Origin of the sequence: Tepidicella baoligensis, assembly GCF_013432195.1 — a bacterium.
Classification (GTDB): domain Bacteria; phylum Pseudomonadota; class Gammaproteobacteria; order Burkholderiales; family Burkholderiaceae_C; genus Tepidicella; species Tepidicella baoligensis.
The window spans coordinates 25,275-43,043 of record NZ_JACCDB010000015.1; the positions used below are offsets into that span (position 1 = coordinate 25,275).

Genomic DNA, 17,769 nt, shown 5'->3' on the forward strand with positions numbered 1-17,769 from the left:
ATAGCATCCTCAGCATGAAGGCGACCCGGTCATGAAAATTCTAGCCAGAAATTGGTCGCCCGCCCGCCATCACGCCAAGACTGCCATGCCCACACGGATGCACACACCAGACCGAATGCCCTCGCCGCCTCGTATCGACCCCGCCGGCCGCTGGCACTGGCTGCTGGCGCTGGGCTTGGCCCTCGCCGGGTGGCTGGCGTGGCCCGCTGCCGCCCAACAGCCGCAACTCAACCTGCCGCGGGTACAGTTGCAGGCGGGCATGCACCTCATCAACGCGCAGGTGGCCAATACGCATCAGCAGCGGGCGATCGGCCTGATGTGGCGGCGAGACATGGCCCCCAACGAAGGCATGCTCTTCGTTTTCGAGCAGCCGCAACGCCAGTGCTTCTGGATGCAGAACACCTACCTGCCGCTGACGGCGGCGTTCATCGAGGACGACGGCACCATCGTCAACCTGGCCGACATGCAGCCCCTGACCACCGATTCGCACTGCTCGGCCAAGCCGGTGCGCTTCGTGTTGGAGATGCATCAGGGCTGGTTTGCCAAGCGTGGCATCCAGGCAGGCGACCGCTTGCGCGGCGATGTGTTCACCCCCCGCTGAGCAACAGCGGGCCGTTGCGCAGCAGGTCGGCGTCATGACCGGCGGGAGGACGCCCGCCCTTCATTCGTGACGCAAGGCCTCGATCGGGTCCAGCCTGGCGGCGCGGCGGGCCGGGAAGAACCCGAACACCACACCAATGCCGGCCGAAAACGCAAAGGCCAACACGTTCACACCAGGGTTGAACACGAAAGGCACGTTCATGAGCGCCGACAGCCCCACGCTGGCGCCCACTGCCAGGAGCATGCCGATCACACCGCCCAGCGCGGCCAGCACCACCGCCTCGATCAGGAACTGCAGCAGCACCTCGCGCTCCAGCGCGCCAATGGCCAGCCGCAGACCGATTTCACGGGTACGCTCGGTCACGCTCACCAACATGATGTTCATGATGCCTATGCCCCCCACGATCAGGCTCACCGCCGCCACGGCCCCGAGCAGCATGGTCAACACGCGGGTGGTGCCAGACAGCGTTTCGCCCAGTTGCCGGGTGTCGAGCACGTTGAAGTTGTCTTCGTCGGTCTCGGACAGCTTGCGGCGCTCACGCATGAGTTGGACGATGCTCTCCTTGACGATTTCCGGCTCTACGCCATCCATCATGGACACCTGCAACGTGGCCACCCGGGTGTGGCCCACCACCCGGCGCTGGAAGGTGTTGAGCGGCATGTAGACCAGATCGTCTTGGTCGTTGCCGAAGGCACCCTGCCCTTTGGCGTTCAGCACACCCACCACCTCGCACGGCACCTGCCGCACCCGCACCGTGGCCCCGATGGCGGGGCTGGGACCGAACAGTTCGCGCCGCACCGTCTCGCCGATGATGCACACGGCCGCCCCCACGCGCTGTTCGTCTTCGGTGAAGGTCCGGCCATCCGATAGGGTCCAGTTGCCGGTGATCATCCAGTCGTTGGTGCTGCCGATGATGCTGCTCGACCAGTTGCGCCCGTTCGCCACCACGACGGAGCCGGTGCGCGATTCGGGAGCTGCCGCCAGTACGCCGGGCACCTGCTGGGCGATGGCCGTGGCATCGGCCGCGATGAAAGCCGGCGCGAAAGCCCCACCGCTTCCGGGGCCGATGCGTTGCCCAGGGCGCACCTGCAGCAGGTTGGTGCCCAGCCCGGCGATCTGGTTCTGGATCGCCAAGGTGGCGCCATTGCCCACGGTGACCATGGTGATCACCGCGGCCACGCCGATGACGATGCCCAGGACGGTGAGGAAGGAGCGCAACAGGTTGCGCCGGATCGAGCGCAGAGCCAGCACCAGGGTGTTGAACCACATCAGGCGGTCTCCTCGTGGTCGGCAGCCTGCACCGGGTGTGGGTTGGGCTCATCAGACGCCACCAACCCATCCACAAAACGCACGATGCGCGCCGCATAGGCGGCAATATCGGCCTCGTGCGTCACCATGAGCACCGTGATGCCCTGCTCGCGGTTCAGGCGCTGGATCAGCCCCATGATTTCATGGCTGCGCTGGGTGTCGAGGTTGCCGGTGGGCTCGTCGGCCAGCAACACCTGCGGCCCGGTGACGATGGCCCGAGCAATGGCCACGCGCTGCTGCTGCCCGCCCGATAGCTCGGCCGGTGTGTGGCGCTCCCAGCCCGACAGGCCCACGGCCGCCAAGGCACGGCGCGCCGCCTCACGCCGAGGCCCCAGCTTCTCGCCCCGGTAGATGAGCGGCAGCTCGACATTCTCCAGCGCCGTGGTACGGGGCAAGAGGTGAAAGCCCTGGAACACAAAGCCGAAGAATTTGCGGCGCAGGCGGGCGAGCCCGTCGCGGTCCAGGCCCTGTACGGGCACGCCATGGAAACGGTATTCACCGCCGGTGGGCCGGTCCAGGCATCCCAACAGGTTCATGGCGGTGGACTTGCCCGAACCGCTCGGCCCCATGATGGCCACGAACTCACCGACCCGAATGTCCAGGTCCACGCCTTTGAGGGCCAGGAAGGCCGTGGCACCCTGGCCGTACACCTTGGTGACGCCGCGCAGCGAGATCAGCGCATCAGCGCAGCGGTCACTCATCGGGCGCGACCTCCTCGGCGCTGCTCGGTGATCACCTGCAAGCCCTCGACCAAGCCTTCGCCCGACACTTCGGTCTGGCGCCCGTCACTGATGCCGGTGACCACGGTCATGGCCACGGGCTGGCCGTCCTGCAGCACCCAAATCTGGCGCGGGCCGGCGCGGCGGTCGAAGCGCACGGTTTTCGGGGCCGACACCGGCGCACGCGGCATCATGCGCGCCAGCACGCTGGACGGTTGGGCTTGGGGCTCGTCGAGCTGGGGCATGAAGCGCAGCGCCGTGTTGGGCACCAGCAGCACCCCGGTCCGCTCCACCGCGACGATGTTGGCGGTGGCCGTCATGCCGGGGCGCAGGCTGAGATCGCTGTTGTCTACGTCCAGCGTGGTGGTGTAGGTGACGACGTTGTCGGTGATGGTGGAGCCGAAATTCACCTGCTGCACCTGGCCGGGGTAGCGGCGCGCAGGGTAGCTGCTCACGGTGAAGGTGGCTTTTTGGCCCTCCTTGACCACGCCGATGTCGGCCTCGTCCACATTGACATCCAGCTTGAGCTCGCGCAAATCCTGCGCCAGCGTGAACAGCGTGACGGCCTGCAGGGAGGCGGCCACGGCATTGCCCGGATCCACCGAGCGCGAGAGCACCACCCCGTCGATGGGCGAACGAATGTAGGCTTTCGATAGGTTGGTTTCGTTCGTCGCCAGATTGGCGCGCGCCTGCTCCACGGCGGCTTCAGCGCTGACCACGCTGGCCCGAACGCGCAGGACGGTCGCCTCGGCCCGTTCCGCATCGGCACGGGCGGCATCGAGTTCGGCCGCGGAAGGCACCTGGCCGCCGGACAGGCGGTGCACCTCCTCCAACCGGGCCAACTGAGCCACCGACTCCCGGGCCGCCGCCTCGCTCTCGCGCAGGCTGGCCTGGGTCTGGTTCACCTGGGCACGGGCTGCGGCCAGCGCCGCGCGGGCGTTGCTGACCTGGTTCTCCAGCGTGGCGGTGTCCAGGATCACCAGCACCTGTCCGCGCTTGACCTGGTCATTCACATCGACCAGCACTTCCCTGACCGTGCCTGACAGTTCACTACCGATGTTGACCGCCCGCACCGGCTGCAGGGTGCCATTGGCCGACACCGTGAGCGTGAGATCCCCCCGCGTGAGCGGCTCGGTCACGAACACGGGGGCCGCCTGCCGGGCCTGCTCAGCCTGCCAGGCGGCCCAAGCCCAGATCAACGCCAACGACACGGCAGCAAGCAGCCACGGCCAAGGGCGGCGGTACCAAGGCGGACGCCGCTCGCTACCGAGCAACTGATTCAAAGCGGCAGAAGGGGACGTGTCAGCGGGGGTCATGGGCAATGGCTTCAAGATCGGTGTTCAAGGTGTCGCGGCTCCAGCCACCGCCGAGCGCTTTGTACAGGCGCACGTGATCGGCGCTCCAGGTGGCCCGGGCGGTGGCCAGTTCGTTCTCGGCCGTCAGGCGGGTGCGTTGCGCATCGAGCAAGACGAGGTAATCCACCAGTCCACTGGCGTAGCGGTGCCGGGCCAGGGTTTCGGCCTGAATCGCCGCCTCGGCGGCATCGCCCAGGTGCGCCAAGCGTTGCTGGCTGGCCTGCAATGCCAGTAGGGCCGCCTCCACTTCCTGAAATACCTGGAGCATCGCCGCCTCCAGCGCCAGGCGGGCCTGCTCGACGCCGGCTTGCTGCACCCGCACCTGGGCCTGGTTGGCCCCGCCGTCCCAAAGGGAGGCGCTGACGCTGGCAATCAGCGCCCGGGTCAGCGCGCCCGTGTCGAACAGGTCCGTCAGCCGCGGGGCGCGCCAGTCGAGCGAGCCCCCGATGCTGAAGCTGGGATAACGTGCCGCTTCAGCCTGGGCCGCCCGGGCGAGGGCGGCCAGCACACGGGCCTCCGCCGCCTGGATGTCGGGTCGCTGCCGCAGGGTGTCGGCAGGTATGCCCACCGCTAAAGTGGCGGCCGCCATGGGAATGCTTCCCCCCAGCGGCAGACCCAATTCGGCCTGCGGCGGCAAGCCGACGAGCACCGCCAGGGCATTGCGGTTCTGGGCCACGGCAGCCTCCAGCGGCGCGACGCCGGCGCGGGTTTGGGCCACCGTGGTGCGGGCCTGCTCCAGATCGATCTGGGAGGCCAGCCCCGCCTGGACCCGCCAGGCCGTGAGCTGGAGCGAGGCTTCCTGTAACGCGAGATTGTCGCGGGCCACCTGCAGGCGCTGCTGCTGGGCCCGCCATTCCAGATAGGTCAGCGCGACTTCGGCCGCCAACGTGACGCGGGCCTGCCCCAGCTGGGCGGCACTGGACAACACCTCCGCTTCGCTGGCCGCCAGCCCTTGGCGCCGGGCACCGAAAACGTCGATCTCCCAGCTGGCATCCAGGCCGGCACGGAAAACACTCGAAGCCGATCCGCTGCCAGCGGCTGCGCGCTGGGCACTGGCGCTGGCCCCCAGGCTGGGCAGCGTCGCCGCGGCCGTGAGGTCGCGCTGAGCACGCGCTTGCTCCAGCGCCGCCAAGGCGCTGCGCACCGAGGTGTGCGTCTCGAGGGCGCGCTCCACCAAGGCGGTGAGTGCGTCGTCATTGAACACGCGCCACCACCGGGCTGGCTTCCGGGCGTCGTCAGGGGCGGTGTCAGACATGGACGAGGGTATGGGCGCCTGCCACGCCGACACTGCGGCGAGCGGTGCAGCAACCGGCGCATCGGCGACAGGCGGGGATACCGAGGCACAGGCCGACAGGCCCAGCACCCATGCGGCAGGGCCCGCCCAGCGGAAAACGTTCGACAAGGGTTGAGTAAATCGGGGCATGGTGTGCCTACATCATTGACACCTGTATAGTGTGATGCAGTGACGTGCCGCAACGGCAAGCCGGGTGTGAAGTCTGTGTAAAGTGCCGGGGTAAATGCCGGGGTAAATGCTGGGGTAAATGCCGGGGTAAGTGGCGAGTGTCATGGGACGAGTCAAGCGGCGGGCCGGACGGCCGGCCTGACCTGCTCGATCACCCGGTCGTCCCCCAGCACGATGAGCGCGAACAGCGCTTCCTCGAGCGAATCCGCCTGCGACCACTTGCGTGCCAGCAGCGGCTTGGCCTGCGGATTGAGGACCACAAAGTCGGCCTCGCAACCCGGCGCGAGATTGCCCGTCACACCCTCCAGCCCCATGGCAGCAGCGGCCCCGGCGGTGTGTTGCCACCACAAGTGGCTGGGTGCCAGACTCAACCCCTGCTTGGCCAACCCTCCCCCGGTTACGCTGGCCCGCCCCACATGGTAGGCTGCAAGCATGGTGTGAAAGGGGCAGAAACTGGTACCCCCGCCCACATCGCTGGCCAGTCCGTAGCGCATGCCAGCCCGGTCGGCACTGGCGTAATCGAAGAACCCGCTGCCCAGGAACAGGTTGCTCGTGGGGCTCACGGCCGCTGCGGCGCCGGTCTCGCGCATGAGGGCGCGATCGGTGTCATCCAGATGGATGCAGTGCGCGTACACCGCCCGCTCACGCAGCAGGCCGAAATCACCGTACACCGCCAGGTAGCTGCGCGCCGAAGGATACAGCTCGCGCACCCAGCGCACCTCGTCGAGGTTTTCCGCCACGTGCGACTGGATCCACACCTGCGGGTATCGTGCCGCCAGCTCCGCCGCTCCCCGCATCTGGGCATCGGAGCAGCTCGGGGCAAAACGTGGGGTAATGGCATAGCCCAGCCGCCCTTGGCCGTGCCAACGTTGGATCAGCCGTTCGGTGTCGATCAGGCTCTGTTCCGTTTCGTCGCGCACCCCATCGGGTGAGTGGCGGTCCTGCAACACCTTGCCGGCCACCAGCTTGATCCCGCGCCCACCGGCGGCCGCCATCAAGGCATCGACCGAGGCTGGATGGGAGGTGGCAAAGGTCAGGGCCGTGGTCACACCGTTGCGCAGCAGCTCGTCCAGAAACACCTCGGCCACGCTGGCTGCATAGGCCGGATCGTGGAACCGCGACTCGTGGGGGAAGGTGTAACGCTCCAGCCAAGGCAGCAAGCCATCGGCCGGCGAACCGATCACGTCCAGCTGGGGATAGTGAATGTGCAGATCCACAAACCCGGGGGTGATCAGCCGCCCGGGCCAGTGCGTGACCGGCACATCCGCATAGCGGGGCGCCAGGTCGTTCCAGGCCCCCACGTCCACCACCCGCTGGGGCGAACCTGGCGCCGGCCCCGACCCGACGACGAGCAGACCATCCGATTCATACCGCGCGAGCGGGCCGTCTGCCAAGGGGTCGAACCAGAGCAGCGATGCACGACATGCTTCCATCATGACCGCGAGCTTAACCCGACCCAAGCCAGACGCCGATCGGCATACCGCTCGTCGGCGAAATGATCACGGATAATACCGGAACTTTTGCAACCGAGTTGCATCAACAAGCCCTATGGCCTCCAACCACGACGCCCTCACCCTCGAATGGTCCGCGCGCTTACACCGCGCCGGCCTGCGCCTGACGACCGCCACCCGCGCGGTCCTGCGCCTGTTTGCCCAGGACCCAGGCTGGGGGCCGTCCCATGCCGAGGTGCTGGAACGGTTGCAGCGCGAAGGCGTGCGCATCAACCGCGTGACACTGTATCGCCTGCTCGACCGGCTGGCCACCTGTGGGTTGCTGGAACGCCATCCCGATCCAGCCGACCGCCTGTGGCGCTTCTCTTGGGCGCTGGCTGACACAGCAGATGAACTGCACCCACGTTTCGAATGCGATGCGTGCCACCGCCTGCTGCCCTTGCAGCCCAACCAGACCGAAACGGCCCATGTCGCCCAGACCCTGCGCGACACGCTTGCCGCCATGGGACACCGCGTCCAGCGGTTGGATTTGACCATCCACGGCACCTGTGCCGGCTGCTCCACCCCGGCCGCATGATCGAGAGCCGCGAACTTGTCCTCTCCTGGCCCGGGGGCGCCACCCTGCGCTACCCGGACATCCGCCTAGAAGCCGGTGAAACGCTGCTTCTGCGCGGCCCCTCGGGCAGTGGAAAGTCCACCTGGCTGGCCCTGGTGGCTGGCCTGCTGACGCCGACCGGAGGCTGGCTCACCGTGCACGGCGTACAGCCAAACACCCTGCCCCAGGCCGCACGCGATGCCTGGCGCAGCCGCACCGTGGGTTTCCTGCCCCAAGGCGCGCGCCTGAGCCCCGCCCTGACGGTGGCCGACAATCTGAAACTGGTCGCCTTTGCCAGTGGGCACACGCCGGACCCCGCCCATGAGCAGCGCCTGATCGACCGGCTGGGCTTACAAACGCTGCTCGGGTTGCGGCCCCACCAGCTTTCCGGCGGGCAGGCTCTGCGCGTGGCGCTGGCCCGGGCCTTGCTTCCTCAACCCGCCGTGCTGCTGGCCGACGAGCCGACCGCCAGCCTGGACGACGACAACGCCCGGCAAGCCATGTGCCTGCTGCACGAACAGGCCGCGCAGCAGGGCAGCACGCTGGTGGTGGCCACCCACGACCAGCGGGCCGTCCAGGCCCTGCCCGATGCCCGCACCCTGTGGCTGGAGGGCGGCGCATGAACATCGTTACCCTGGCGTGGCGCTACCTGTGCGCACGCCCGCTGACGACGGCGCTCAACGCCCTGATGCTGGCGCTCGGTTTCGCCGCCATGGCCTTCGTGTTCAGCGCTCAGGACCAGATCGAGCGGGCCTTCGAGCGCGACCTGGCGGGAATCGACGCCGTCATCGGTGCCAAGGGCAGCCCGCTTCAGCTCATCCTGGCGGGGGTGTTTCATCTGGACGTACCGCCCGGCAACATCGCGCTTGAGGAGGTGGATCGGCTGCGGCAACACCCCCATGTGGCGCAGCTCATCCCGCTGAGCCTGGGCGACAACCTGGCCGGTTACCGCATCGTAGGCACCACACACGCCTATGTCGACCACTACGCAGCGCACATCGCGCAAGGTCGGCTGTGGGCCACACCGATGGAGGCCGTGCTGGGCGCACAGGTCGCTCACGCCACACGGCTGGGCATTGGCGAGGCATTCGTCGGCATCCACGGTCTGGGGGCGGGCGGTGAGGCCCATGACGGAACCCCGTATACGGTCAGCGGCATCCTGGCGCCTTGTGGTTGCGTGCTGGACCGTCTGGTCCTGACTGCGACCGAATCCGTCTGGCAGGTCCACGACGATCTGCATGGCTACGACGACATGAGCCCTGCAGAGCGTGAGGCGCTGCAAACCGACCGCGAGATCACGCTGGCCCTCGTGACCTATCGCACGCCGCTGGCGGCGGTCACATTTCCCCGATATGTCAACCAGGCCACCTCCATGCAGGCCGCCGCTCCGGCCAGCGAAATCACCCGCCTGCTCGCCATGCTGGGTGCGGGCACCCAGGTATTACAGGGTTTCGGGTTGACGCTGCTGCTCATGGCCGGACTCTCGGTATTCGTGGCCCTGTGGTCGGCCGTGCGCGAACGCGAGGCCGATCTGGCCATGCTGCGCATGCTCGGCGCCCCACCCAAGCGTGTGGTGGGTCTGCTGTTTGTGGAAGCCTGGTGCCTGGCCCTACCCGCTGCGGCCGCTGGCCTGGTGCTGTCCCAACTGCTGCTGTCGGTCCTGGGCTTCTGGTTGCCGCCCGGTGCCGACAGCCTGCTGCAAGCATGGCGCTGGACACCCACCCTCGGGTGGATACCCATCGCCGCGATGGTTCTGGCCACCCTGGCCGCCTTGCTGCCCGCATGGCGTGCCTGGCAGCTGGACGTGATGACCCTTCTCAACCGGAGATGAGCCCATGAAGAAAACCCTCCTCACCCTGATCGCCGCCGGCTTCGTCGGCTTGCCCGCCTGGGCCCAACACACGCAGAAACAGATCGAGGAAGACATCAAGCGCCACCGGGCCATGGCCGCTGCCCACGAGGCGGCCGCCCAGTGCCTGGAATCAGGTCGAGGCGAAAAAGTCTGCCTGCAGGAACTGCAAGCCGCCTGCCGGGGCCTGGCCATTGGCAAGTATTGCGGCATGCGCCATGCCCACTGAGCCCCTGCTGGCCAGACGCCGAGCCTGCCTGCGGCTCGGAGCCGCCCTGAGCCTGACCCCCTTCGTACTGGGCCTGCCTGGGCAGATCCGGGCCCAGCCGGCACCTGCAGGCGCCGACACCCACCCGCTCACGGGCGGACATGGAGAGGGCTACCACAGCCCTTTGAGCCCCTTCGCCCCTTTGCCCAAGCGCGACGATGTCGTGCCTTGGTCCACCTTGGCGCAGGTGGAGCAGCGGGTGGAGAAATCACGCCTGGTGCAGGTGTACGCTCCGGCCATCCTGGCGTTGAACCAGAGAACGGTGCGGCTGCAGGGCTTCATGACACCGCTGGACCCCGGGGAGCGCCAGACGCATTTCCTGCTCACCTCGGTCCCGCTGACCTGCGCTTTCTGCACCCCCGGAGGCGCCGAAAGCATCGTGCAGGTGCGCGCGCGCACGCCCATCCGCTACACCATGGAAGGGCTGGTCCTCGAAGGACGTTTTCACGTCCTCCAGAACGACACTTTCGGGTTTTACTACCGGCTCACGGAAGCTGTGGCCGTGCGCTGACGTTCAGGCGCCGCGGATGGTGTCGCGGCGCTTGGCATCACGCTCGCGTCCCAGGGCTGTGTCGAGCGCATGCTGCAGCTTCTCGCAGGCACCGGTCAGTGCATCGGCCACTTTGCCGGCCACATGTGTCACCGCCATCGGCTGGCGCCCTGCCAGACGCACCTCCAGCAGACAGCGCTTGTCCAATTCCCCGCCCTTGTCACCGTTGATGTCGCTCAGGTGGACTTCGATGCGGGTGATGTGGTCACGAAAGCGCGCCAAGCGTTCGGTTAACTCGCGCTGAACCCACTCATTCATCGAATCGGAACCTTGGACACTGCTGTCGGTGTTGAGCTGAATTTGCATAAGGTGATTTTCCTGAGTTGAAAACGGCTGATGCTTGGAGCCGGAAAACATGGGAGCCGAGGAGACGGCCCAAGTTCTGTGAAGTCTATCGCAAGCAAGCCGGCTTGCGGCCCCATCGGCAGGGGTCTGACGCGAAGCAGTGCGGAGATGGCTCGCCCGCCCTGGTGGGCGTCCGCCCCGTTCTGAGCAGCGCTGCAAAACCCTTTGCGTCCCAGGCCTCTCTCCACGAGGGAGGCCACCCATTCCGTCACCCAACGAGAGGTTGGCCGAACACGTCGAGCAGATGGAAGTGTTCTATCTGCCGAGCTACAGCCCTGAGTTGAATCCCGACGAGCGACTCAATGCAGGTCTGAAGCATGCGCAGGGATCGCGGGTTGCACTGCGCACCAAGACCAAGCTCAAGCAGGCAACCGAGAACCACATGAAGGATCTCGAGCAGCGGCCAGATGCGGTGCGCGCCTTCTTCCAAGACCCCAAGGTCAAGTACGCCGCATAATGGATAAATACCGCTGGTTGCGCCAGTCCTGCGCCAGCGCATGCTGGTGCAGGATGGCGTCGGGATCCACCGCGACGGGGTGGCCCACTGCGCTGAGCAGCGGCAGATCATTGATGGAATCGCTGTAGAACCAGGCATCCGGCAGCACGCTGGCCGACAGGCCCTGCTCGGCCAGCCAGGCCTGCAGGCGCAGCAGTTTGCCTTCGCGCATGTTGGGCACGCCTTGCACACGCCCGGTGAAGCAGCCATCGACGAGCTCCAGCTCGGTGGCCAGCCACCGCTCGAAGACCAGTTCCGTCGCGGTGCGCTGCGCAATCACGCTGTTGCTGGCCGTCGTCAGCACCAGAACATGCCCCGCCGCCTGGTGCGAGGCCACCATGGCGCGCGCCGCCGCAGGTAGCCGCGGGCGGATTTCCTCCACCAGGAACCGGTCCTGCCAGGGCGCCCAGAAAGCCGGCGAGCGCCCCGCGAGCAACTCGGCGTAAAACGCGCTGAAGTCTTCAACGCTGACCCGGCCCGCACGGTACTCGGCGCCCATGCGCTCGTTGAGGGCCGCCACACCGGCATCCAGCAGGCCATGGCGCACGAGGAAACAGCACCACAGGTCATCCCCGTCCCCGTCGAGCAAGGTGTGGTCGAGGTCGAACAAAGCCAGAGGCGGCAGGGCAAGGGGCGGAACAAGGGACGAGGAAGGGGATATGGCCACGGCTGTTTATGCGCGTTTCAGACGCAAATACACAAATCCGTGTGGAAATTGTCGTGTTTGTATGGATTTCACATGTTTGTCATGGTCGTGCCCGAGGATATGGCGTGCCTGCGATGTTTCATCCACCTAGCCACGAAGGAGTCCCCACCATGTCCCATTCTGTTCCCGCCCTGTCGCAACCGACCGCGGGGCTCGCCGCCCCGCGCCGCCAGTTTCTGAAAAGCAGCGCCGCCGTGTCCGCCGCCGCCATGCTGGGCGGCATGCCGCTGTTTGCCACCGGGCAGCAGCAGGTCAAGCTGGCCTTCATGTACCCCGTCGGCGTGTCGGGTGACATCAACCGCCTGGTCACCAACATGATCAACGGCTTCAACGCCGCCCATAGCGACATCCAGGTGGAGGCCATCTACGCCGGCAGCTACGACAACACCGAACAGAAGGTGATGACGGCTCTGGGTGTCGGCGATCCGCCGGCCACCTGGCTGCCGATCAACTCCATGCTGACGACCTTCCTGGGCATGGGCGCCCTGGAGGATGTGACTGCTCTGGCCAAGGCCGACGACATCTACCAGGACTTCATGCCCGGCTTCCTGGGCACCTGCATCTCCGACAACAAGCTCTACGGCCTGCCGTTCCAGTGCAGCACGCCGGTGCTGTACTACAACAAGGCTGCCTTCGAACGCGCCGGCCTCAAGGCTGCACCGACCAACTGGACCGAGCTGGAAGCTGCGGCCAAGGCGCTCACAGTGCGCCAGGGCGATACCGTCTCGCAGTGGGGCCTGACCATCGGCGGCGGCTGGCATGACTGGATCTTCGAGAGCTTTGTACGCCAGAACGGTCTGGTCTTCTGGAGCAAGGACAAGGTGATGTTCGACGCGCCCGAGAGCCTGCACGCGCTGGAGTTCTGGCAGCGCATGACGCAGGCCAAGCTGATGCCGGCGGCCTCCACCTGGGAGAGTTCGGCCAACGACTTCATGGCCGGCCGCACTGCCATGCTCTACCACTCCACCGGCTCGATGACCAACATCCTCAAGTCCTCGTCCTTCCCGGTCGGCGTGGCACCCATGCCGCGCGGCAAGGTGATGGGCTCCACCATGGGCGGCGGCCCGATCCTGATCGCACGCAAGCAGCCGGATGCGCACAAGCGCGCCGCCTGGACGTTCGCCCGCTGGATGACCAACACCGACAACCAGGCCCAGTGGTGCATCGACACCGGCTACTTGGCGGCGCGCAAGTCGTCGTGGGAAACCCCAGCGCTCAAGGCCCACGTGGCCAAGGTGCCCGAGTCGCGCACCGCACTGGTCACGGCCGAGGTGGCCGGCGCCTTCTTGCAGGTGCCGGGCTACCACAAGGTGCGTGAATACCTCAAGAGCGCTATCGACCGCACGCTGGCGGGCGAGGTGAAACCCGATGTCGCGCTGCGCGAGGCCTCGGCCAAGTCCAACGTCGAGATCCAGCGCGTGGCACGCCGCCGCGCTTGACGACAGCATGACCGGCCCCCTGGCTCCCCCGCGGGAAACCGTGTCCATCGCCCGGGGCCGCCAGCGGCGGCGCGAGCAGCTCACCGCGCTGGTGATGCTCGCGCCGTCGCTGCTGTTCCTGGCGGCGTTCACCTACTGGCCTATCCTGCGTTCGCTCGTCTACGGCTTCTTCGACGTGCAGCTGGGCTCGTCGGCGATCTTCTTCGTCGGCTGGGAGAACTACCAGCGGCTCTGGCACGACGCGCTGTTCTGGCAATCGCTGCGCAACACGGTCATCTACATGGTGGTGACGGTGCCCACCTCGATTGCCCTGGCGCTGCTGCTGGCCGTGGCGCTGGACCGCGGTCTGCGCGGCACGGCGCTGTACCGCGCCAGCTTCTTCTATCCGGTGATGATCCCGTCGGTGGCCGCCGGCATGGTGTGGGTGTTCCTGTACGCGCCGGGCTACGGCCCCATCAACGGCCTGATGGAACTGCTCGGCCTGCCCAAACTGGAGTGGCTGTACGACCGGCAGTGGGCGCTGCCGGCCATCATCTTCATGAGCATCTGGAAATACGCCGGCTACTTCATGCTCATCCTGCTGGCCGCACTGCAGCTGGTGCCGCGCGACCTGTACGAGGCGGCGCGGCTGGACGGCGTTTCCGGATTCCGGCAGCTGCTGCACATCACCGTGCCGCTGATTTCTCCGACGCTGTACTTCGTGGTGGTGATCGGCGTGCTGCACTCGTACCAGATCTTCGACTACGTGTTCGTGATGACGCAGGGCGGCCCGGCCGACGCAACCAACGTGCTCACCTTCTACATCTACCAGAACGCGTTCCAGTTCCAGGACATCGGCACCGCCTCGGCGATCGCCAACATCCTGCTGCTGGTGATCGGCGGTCTGATCGCCGTCGTGGCACTCACGCTGGGGCGACGCGTGCATTACCTGGGGCGCTGACCATGCCTGCACACCGACTGTTCGACCGTTCCCGCTGGATGCACTGGCTGCTGCTGCCGGCCATGCTGCTGTGGCTCAGTCCGTTGGCTTGGATGTTCATCACCTCGCTCAAGACACGCGCCGAGATCTTTGACGTCAGCGCCGGTCTGCTGCCCCAGGTGCTGCAATGGCAGAACTACCCGGCAGCCCTGGCGGTGGCGCCGTTTGGCACCTATCTGCTCAACTCGGTGCTGGTCACCGGCGGTATCCTGCTGGCGCAGCTGACCACCATCACGCTGGCAGCCTATGCCTTCGCGCGGCTGCGCTTCCCGGGGCGCGACTGGCTGTTCGGCCTGTTCCTGCTGCAGGTGATGTTCCCGATCTACGCCACCTTCCTGACCAACTTCATCACCGTGCGTGAGCTGGGCCTGCTCAACAGCCTGTGGGCGCTGATGGTGCCGTTCATCGCCAGCGGCTACGGCACCTTCATGCTGCGTCAGGCGTTCCGTCAGGTTCCCAACGATCTGGCCGACGCCGCCCGGCTGGACGGCTGCGGCCACTGGGCCACGCTGTGGCACGTCTACCTGCCGCTGGTCAAGCCCACCCTGGTAGCGTTCGGCATGATCTCAGTCGTGACGCACTGGAACGACTACATGTGGCCGCTGCTGGTGACCAACAGCGAAGCCGTGCGCACCCTGCCCATCGGCCTGGGCCTGCTGGCCAAGGCCGACAGCGGCGCCGACTGGCCGCGCCTGATGGCCGCTACCATGGTGGTGATCTCGCCGCTGCTGCTGCTGTTCGTGATCTTCCAGCGCCGCTTTGTCGACAGCTTTATGCATGCCGGCCTCAAGTAGGCTCTTCAACCGCCACATCCAGACTTTCACCCATGGCTGCCATCTCCCTGCAAGGCATCAGCAAACGCTACCGTGACCACGTTGCCGTGGATCGCCTCGACCTCGACGTGGAGGCGGGCGAGTTCATGGTGCTGGTCGGCCCGTCCGGCTGCGGCAAGTCCACCACCCTGCGCATGATCGCCGGCCTGGAGGACATCAGCGCAGGCCGCCTGTTCATTGACGGCCGCGACGTCACCCACGTCGAACCGCACAAGCGAGACATCGCGATGGTCTTCCAGTCCTACGCCCTGTACCCGCACATGACGGTCTACATGAACATGGCCTTTGGACTGCTACGCACCAGCCGCCTGTCGCGCGACGAGGTCGACCAGCGCGTGCAGGATGCCGCCCGCCGGCTGCGCATCACCGAGTTGCTGCAGCGCCGGCCCAACGAACTTTCTGGCGGCCAGCGGCAGCGGGTGGCCATCGGCCGCGCGCTGGTGCGCCAGCCCAAGGTCTTCCTGTTCGACGAGCCGCTGTCCAACCTGGACGCCAAGCTGCGCACCCACATGCGCGCGGAGCTGGAGCGCCTGCACGCCGAACTGGGCATCACCATCGTCTACGTCACGCACGACCAGGTCGAGGCCATGACCCTGGGCACCCGCATCGCCGTGATGGACGGCGGGCGGCTGCAGCAGGTGGGCGCGCCGATGGAGGTCTACCGGCGGCCCGCCACACGCTTCGTCGCCTCGTTCATCGGCTCGCCCGAGATGAACTTCCTGCCGGTTCCCAACGGGACGGCAGCCGCGCGCAACTGGTTGAACCAGCGGTATGGCGACGCCGCCCTCAAGCCCGGCACCGTGCTGGGCCTGCGGCCGGAAGAGCTGGACCTGGCGGCCGCGCCGAGCGCCACCATGGCCGGGCCGCTGCACTGGCTCGGCGTGGTGCAGCGCGTCGATCGCCTGGGAGCAGAGGCCTATGCCCAGATCCGCGTGGGTGACGACGATGTGCTGGTGCGTACCCCTGCCGATGTCGCGCTGGAGGCGGCACAGCCCATCCTGCTGACCCCCGACCTGTCGCGACTGCGCGTCTTTGACGGCCAGACCGGCGCTGCACTGGCGGAGTGCCCATGAGCGTCACCCCTGAGCTGAGTGCGCGGCAGGAGCGCATCGTCGAGATTTTGCGGACCACTCCATCCATCACCACGTCCGAACTGGCACAGCGCATAGCGGTTTCGGGTGAAACGGTGCGGCGCGACCTGCAGGCCCTGGCCGGCTACGGCGTCGTGCAGAAGTTCCATGGCGGCGTGAGCCTGCACCGCGATGTGCAGGAGTCCCCCTTCCAACTGCGCCTGCGCAGCAACGTCACTGCCAAGCGCCGGTTGGCCCGGCAGGTGTCGGCCCTGGTTCCCGACGGCGCCAGCCTGGTGCTGGACAACAGCAGCACCGCGTGCTTCGTGGCTGAGGCACTGGCCGAACGCCGGGGGCTGAGAGTCGCCACACCCTCGCTGGAGGTGGCGCGCGCCTTGGCGCCCAGCGGCGAGCGCCACACCGTGATGCTGCCGGGTGGCACCCTGCGCAGCAGCGACATGACCCTGGCCGGCGCCAGCGCCTTGCGCTTCGCGGCGCAACTGCACCCCGACTATCTGATCGTCTCGGTGGCGGCACTGAGCGCGCGGGGCGGCTGCCTGGACTTCGACCCCTTCGAAGTCGAGTTCAAACAAACCGTCTGTCCGCATGCCGGCACCGTGATCGTGGTGGCCGATGCCAGCAAGTTCGAGGCTCCCGGACTGATCACCAGCCTGCCTTGGAAGAACGTGCAGGTGCTTGTCACCGACCAGGCGCTGCCGCCCGACCTCGCACGCGCCACCGCCGATGTGCAGGTGGTGACAGCCGACGCCTGACCTGCAAAAGAGGACGGCATTGCCCTTGAGTGCTCGAAAATCGAGGTACCGAATCTTGATCAAACGATCGGGCAATGCCGAGGCCAAACTGTACCGAGAAAATGGACGTTGGAACGCTGGATTTTGGCCGATTGGGCAGGCGTGTGGTGGAGGGTCGATTCGACGGCGGCAGCATGACCAGTGATGGCGGCGTGATGCTGCTGGCTCAGGTCGATCGCAAGCTGGGGTTGATGGATGCGGCGGCACGCTGCATCGCCGATCCGCGCAGCCCGCTCTTGATCAAACACGGTGTGCGCGACATGTTGCGCCAGCGGGTGTACGGGCTGGCACTGGGCTGGGAAGACCTCAACGATCACTGCGCGTTGCGCCAAGATGTGGCCCTGCAAACGGCCGTGGGCGTGGACCGAGAGGTTGCCAGTGCGCCCACCCTGTGCCGCCTGGAGAAATGGGCTGATCGCGCCACGGCCTGGCGGCTGCACGAGGTGCTGGTCGATCAGTTCATCGCCAGTTTCGATACCGGACCCAAGGAGTTGGTGCTGGACTTCGACGCCACCGACAACCCGCTGCACGGCCAGCAAGAGGGCCGATTCTTCCACGGCTACTACGACAGTTACTGCTACCTGCCGCTGTACGTGTTCTGCGGCCAGCAACTGCTGTGCGCGTACCTGCGGCCCAGCAACATCGATGGCGCACGCCATACGGCGGCCATCCTGAAACTACTGGTGCGCCGACTGCGCGCGCAGTGGCCCGACGTGCGCATCGTGTTTCGTGGGGATTCGGGCCCCCGGCGGCCACCCAAAGTGCTCCACTTATGGCCACCCAAATTGCTCCACCTGACCAGTGGTGACCTGATGCATTGAGCTTGGCATGTTGGTCGCCCGCTGGCCGACAGGCAGGACGTTACTTTCACCCCCTCACCAACGAGGGGACCACCGGAGTGAACGTCTTGAAGCCACACTTGCAAACCACC

18 protein-coding genes and 2 pseudogenes are annotated in these 17,769 nt (G+C 66.8%); 13 read left to right on the top strand and 7 right to left on the bottom strand.

Annotated features, from left to right (window positions below):
- The first annotated feature begins 115 nt into the window (after window positions 1-115).
- On the top strand, window positions 116-601 hold the full coding sequence (locus HZS63_RS12440; protein WP_246316359.1) for a DUF192 domain-containing protein: 486 nt from the start codon (window positions 116-118) through the stop codon (window positions 599-601).
- Window positions 602-661: 60 nt separating this feature from the next.
- Here HZS63_RS12440 and HZS63_RS12445 read toward each other — a convergent pair whose 3' ends face one another.
- The 5 genes from HZS63_RS12445 to guaD form a co-directional block, all read right to left on the bottom strand.
- Complete coding sequence (locus HZS63_RS12445; RefSeq protein WP_180684331.1) at window positions 662-1,870, bottom strand: ABC transporter permease; 1,209 nt, start codon at window positions 1,868-1,870, stop codon at window positions 662-664.
- Entirely contained in the window at window positions 1,870-2,610 is a 741-nt protein-coding gene (locus HZS63_RS12450; RefSeq protein ID WP_180684332.1) for an ABC transporter ATP-binding protein, read from the bottom strand. The genes HZS63_RS12445 and HZS63_RS12450 overlap by 1 nt, the downstream gene beginning before the upstream one ends.
- Window positions 2,607-3,944 (bottom strand): efflux RND transporter periplasmic adaptor subunit, encoded by a 1,338-nt coding sequence (locus HZS63_RS12455; RefSeq protein WP_180684333.1) that lies wholly within the window; start codon window positions 3,942-3,944, stop codon window positions 2,607-2,609. Before HZS63_RS12455 ends, HZS63_RS12450 begins: the two co-directional genes overlap by 4 nt.
- A complete protein-coding gene (locus HZS63_RS12460) occupies window positions 3,931-5,406 on the bottom strand; it encodes an efflux transporter outer membrane subunit (RefSeq protein ID WP_180684334.1) in 1,476 nt (491 codons plus the stop codon). Before HZS63_RS12460 ends, HZS63_RS12455 begins: the two co-directional genes overlap by 14 nt.
- Before the next feature lie 152 nt (window positions 5,407-5,558).
- Entirely contained in the window at window positions 5,559-6,878 is a 1,320-nt protein-coding gene (gene guaD / locus HZS63_RS12465; RefSeq protein WP_180684352.1) for a guanine deaminase, read from the bottom strand.
- A gap of 115 nt (window positions 6,879-6,993) precedes the next feature.
- On the opposite strand from guaD, the gene HZS63_RS12470 reads away from it, so the two are divergent.
- From HZS63_RS12470 to HZS63_RS12490, 5 genes are read left to right on the top strand one after another with little or no spacing between them, the layout of a single operon-like run.
- Window positions 6,994-7,473 carry a Fur family transcriptional regulator gene (locus HZS63_RS12470; RefSeq protein WP_180684335.1) on the top strand — a complete coding sequence of 160 codons (480 nt, stop codon included), beginning with the start codon at window positions 6,994-6,996 and terminating at the stop codon, window positions 7,471-7,473.
- On the top strand, window positions 7,470-8,114 hold the full coding sequence (locus tag HZS63_RS12475; protein ID WP_180684336.1) for an ABC transporter ATP-binding protein: 645 nt from the start codon (window positions 7,470-7,472) through the stop codon (window positions 8,112-8,114). The genes HZS63_RS12470 and HZS63_RS12475 overlap by 4 nt, the downstream gene beginning before the upstream one ends.
- The gene (locus tag HZS63_RS12480) at window positions 8,111-9,322 is read left to right on the top strand and encodes an ABC transporter permease (RefSeq protein WP_180684337.1); all 1,212 of its coding nucleotides are present in this window, start codon (window positions 8,111-8,113) and stop codon (window positions 9,320-9,322) included. Before HZS63_RS12475 ends, HZS63_RS12480 begins: the two co-directional genes overlap by 4 nt.
- A 4-nt stretch (window positions 9,323-9,326) precedes the next feature.
- Window positions 9,327-9,569 (top strand): hypothetical protein, encoded by a 243-nt coding sequence (locus HZS63_RS12485; RefSeq protein ID WP_180684338.1) that lies wholly within the window; start codon window positions 9,327-9,329, stop codon window positions 9,567-9,569.
- Complete coding sequence (locus HZS63_RS12490; RefSeq protein ID WP_180684339.1) at window positions 9,559-10,119, top strand: DUF3299 domain-containing protein; 561 nt, start codon at window positions 9,559-9,561, stop codon at window positions 10,117-10,119. Before HZS63_RS12485 ends, HZS63_RS12490 begins: the two co-directional genes overlap by 11 nt.
- Window positions 10,120-10,122: 3 nt before the next feature.
- Here the strand turns inward: HZS63_RS12490 and HZS63_RS12495 are convergent, their stop codons facing one another.
- Entirely contained in the window at window positions 10,123-10,515 is a 393-nt protein-coding gene (locus HZS63_RS12495; protein ID WP_425505962.1) for an HPF/RaiA family ribosome-associated protein, read from the bottom strand.
- A 205-nt stretch (window positions 10,516-10,720) separates the two neighbouring features.
- On the opposite strand from HZS63_RS12495, the pseudogene HZS63_RS12500 reads away from it, so the two are divergent.
- Window positions 10,721-10,960: pseudogene (locus tag HZS63_RS12500) on the top strand (transposase); the annotation flags it as partial.
- Here the strand turns inward: HZS63_RS12500 and HZS63_RS12505 are convergent.
- Window positions 10,944-11,666 carry an HAD-IB family hydrolase gene (locus HZS63_RS12505; RefSeq protein ID WP_180684342.1) on the bottom strand — a complete coding sequence of 241 codons (723 nt, stop codon included), beginning with the start codon at window positions 11,664-11,666 and terminating at the stop codon, window positions 10,944-10,946. The pseudogene HZS63_RS12500 and the gene HZS63_RS12505 overlap by 17 nt on opposite strands.
- A gap of 149 nt (window positions 11,667-11,815) precedes the next feature.
- Here HZS63_RS12505 and HZS63_RS13860 point away from each other — a divergent pair, with 149 nt between their 5' ends.
- The 6 genes and pseudogenes from HZS63_RS13860 to HZS63_RS12535 form a co-directional block, all read left to right on the top strand.
- On the top strand, window positions 11,816-13,144 hold the full coding sequence (locus HZS63_RS13860; RefSeq protein ID WP_219339189.1) for an ABC transporter substrate-binding protein: 1,329 nt from the start codon (window positions 11,816-11,818) through the stop codon (window positions 13,142-13,144).
- Between the two features lie 7 nt (window positions 13,145-13,151).
- Window positions 13,152-14,084, top strand: a complete 933-nt coding sequence (locus HZS63_RS12515) for a carbohydrate ABC transporter permease (protein ID WP_180684343.1) — start codon at window positions 13,152-13,154, stop codon at window positions 14,082-14,084.
- A 2-nt stretch (window positions 14,085-14,086) separates the two neighbouring features.
- Window positions 14,087-14,917, top strand: a complete 831-nt coding sequence (locus HZS63_RS12520; RefSeq protein WP_180684344.1) for a carbohydrate ABC transporter permease — start codon at window positions 14,087-14,089, stop codon at window positions 14,915-14,917.
- Between the two features lie 32 nt (window positions 14,918-14,949).
- Entirely contained in the window at window positions 14,950-16,029 is a 1,080-nt protein-coding gene (locus tag HZS63_RS12525; protein ID WP_180684345.1) for an ABC transporter ATP-binding protein, read from the top strand.
- Window positions 16,026-16,799, top strand: coding sequence for a DeoR/GlpR family DNA-binding transcription regulator (locus HZS63_RS12530; protein WP_180684346.1), 774 nt, complete (start codon window positions 16,026-16,028; stop codon window positions 16,797-16,799). The genes HZS63_RS12525 and HZS63_RS12530 overlap by 4 nt, the downstream gene beginning before the upstream one ends.
- Window positions 16,800-16,873: 74 nt before the next feature.
- Window positions 16,874-17,581: pseudogene (locus HZS63_RS12535) on the top strand (IS1380 family transposase); the annotation flags it as partial.
- Window positions 17,582-17,769 lie beyond the last annotated feature (188 nt).

Excerpts from the sequence above, each read along its gene's own strand:
- HZS63_RS12460 (WP_180684334.1), bottom strand. The coding sequence starts at position 5,406 with ATGCCCCGATTTACTCAACCCTTGTCGAACGTTTTCCGCTGGGCGGGC.
- HZS63_RS12480 (WP_180684337.1), top strand. The coding sequence starts at position 8,111 with ATGAACATCGTTACCCTGGCGTGGCGCTACCTGTGCGCACGCCCGCTG.
- HZS63_RS12450 (WP_180684332.1), bottom strand. The coding sequence starts at position 2,610 with ATGAGTGACCGCTGCGCTGATGCGCTGATCTCGCTGCGCGGCGTCACC.
- HZS63_RS13860 (WP_219339189.1), top strand. The coding sequence starts at position 11,816 with ATGTCCCATTCTGTTCCCGCCCTGTCGCAACCGACCGCGGGGCTCGCC.
- HZS63_RS12495 (WP_425505962.1), bottom strand. The coding sequence starts at position 10,515 with ATGTTTTCCGGCTCCAAGCATCAGCCGTTTTCAACTCAGGAAAATCAC.
- HZS63_RS12530 (WP_180684346.1), top strand. The coding sequence starts at position 16,026 with ATGAGCGTCACCCCTGAGCTGAGTGCGCGGCAGGAGCGCATCGTCGAG.
- HZS63_RS12475 (WP_180684336.1), top strand. The coding sequence starts at position 7,470 with ATGATCGAGAGCCGCGAACTTGTCCTCTCCTGGCCCGGGGGCGCCACC.
- HZS63_RS12455 (WP_180684333.1), bottom strand. The coding sequence starts at position 3,944 with ATGACCCCCGCTGACACGTCCCCTTCTGCCGCTTTGAATCAGTTGCTC.
- HZS63_RS12515 (WP_180684343.1), top strand. The coding sequence starts at position 13,152 with ATGACCGGCCCCCTGGCTCCCCCGCGGGAAACCGTGTCCATCGCCCGG.
- guaD (WP_180684352.1), bottom strand. The coding sequence starts at position 6,878 with ATGGAAGCATGTCGTGCATCGCTGCTCTGGTTCGACCCCTTGGCAGAC.
- HZS63_RS12525 (WP_180684345.1), top strand. The coding sequence starts at position 14,950 with ATGGCTGCCATCTCCCTGCAAGGCATCAGCAAACGCTACCGTGACCAC.
- HZS63_RS12445 (WP_180684331.1), bottom strand. The coding sequence starts at position 1,870 with ATGTGGTTCAACACCCTGGTGCTGGCTCTGCGCTCGATCCGGCGCAAC.
- HZS63_RS12490 (WP_180684339.1), top strand. The coding sequence starts at position 9,559 with ATGCCCACTGAGCCCCTGCTGGCCAGACGCCGAGCCTGCCTGCGGCTC.
- HZS63_RS12485 (WP_180684338.1), top strand. The coding sequence starts at position 9,327 with ATGAAGAAAACCCTCCTCACCCTGATCGCCGCCGGCTTCGTCGGCTTG.
- HZS63_RS12470 (WP_180684335.1), top strand. The coding sequence starts at position 6,994 with ATGGCCTCCAACCACGACGCCCTCACCCTCGAATGGTCCGCGCGCTTA.
- HZS63_RS12520 (WP_180684344.1), top strand. The coding sequence starts at position 14,087 with ATGCCTGCACACCGACTGTTCGACCGTTCCCGCTGGATGCACTGGCTG.
- HZS63_RS12440 (WP_246316359.1), top strand. The coding sequence starts at position 116 with ATGCCCTCGCCGCCTCGTATCGACCCCGCCGGCCGCTGGCACTGGCTG.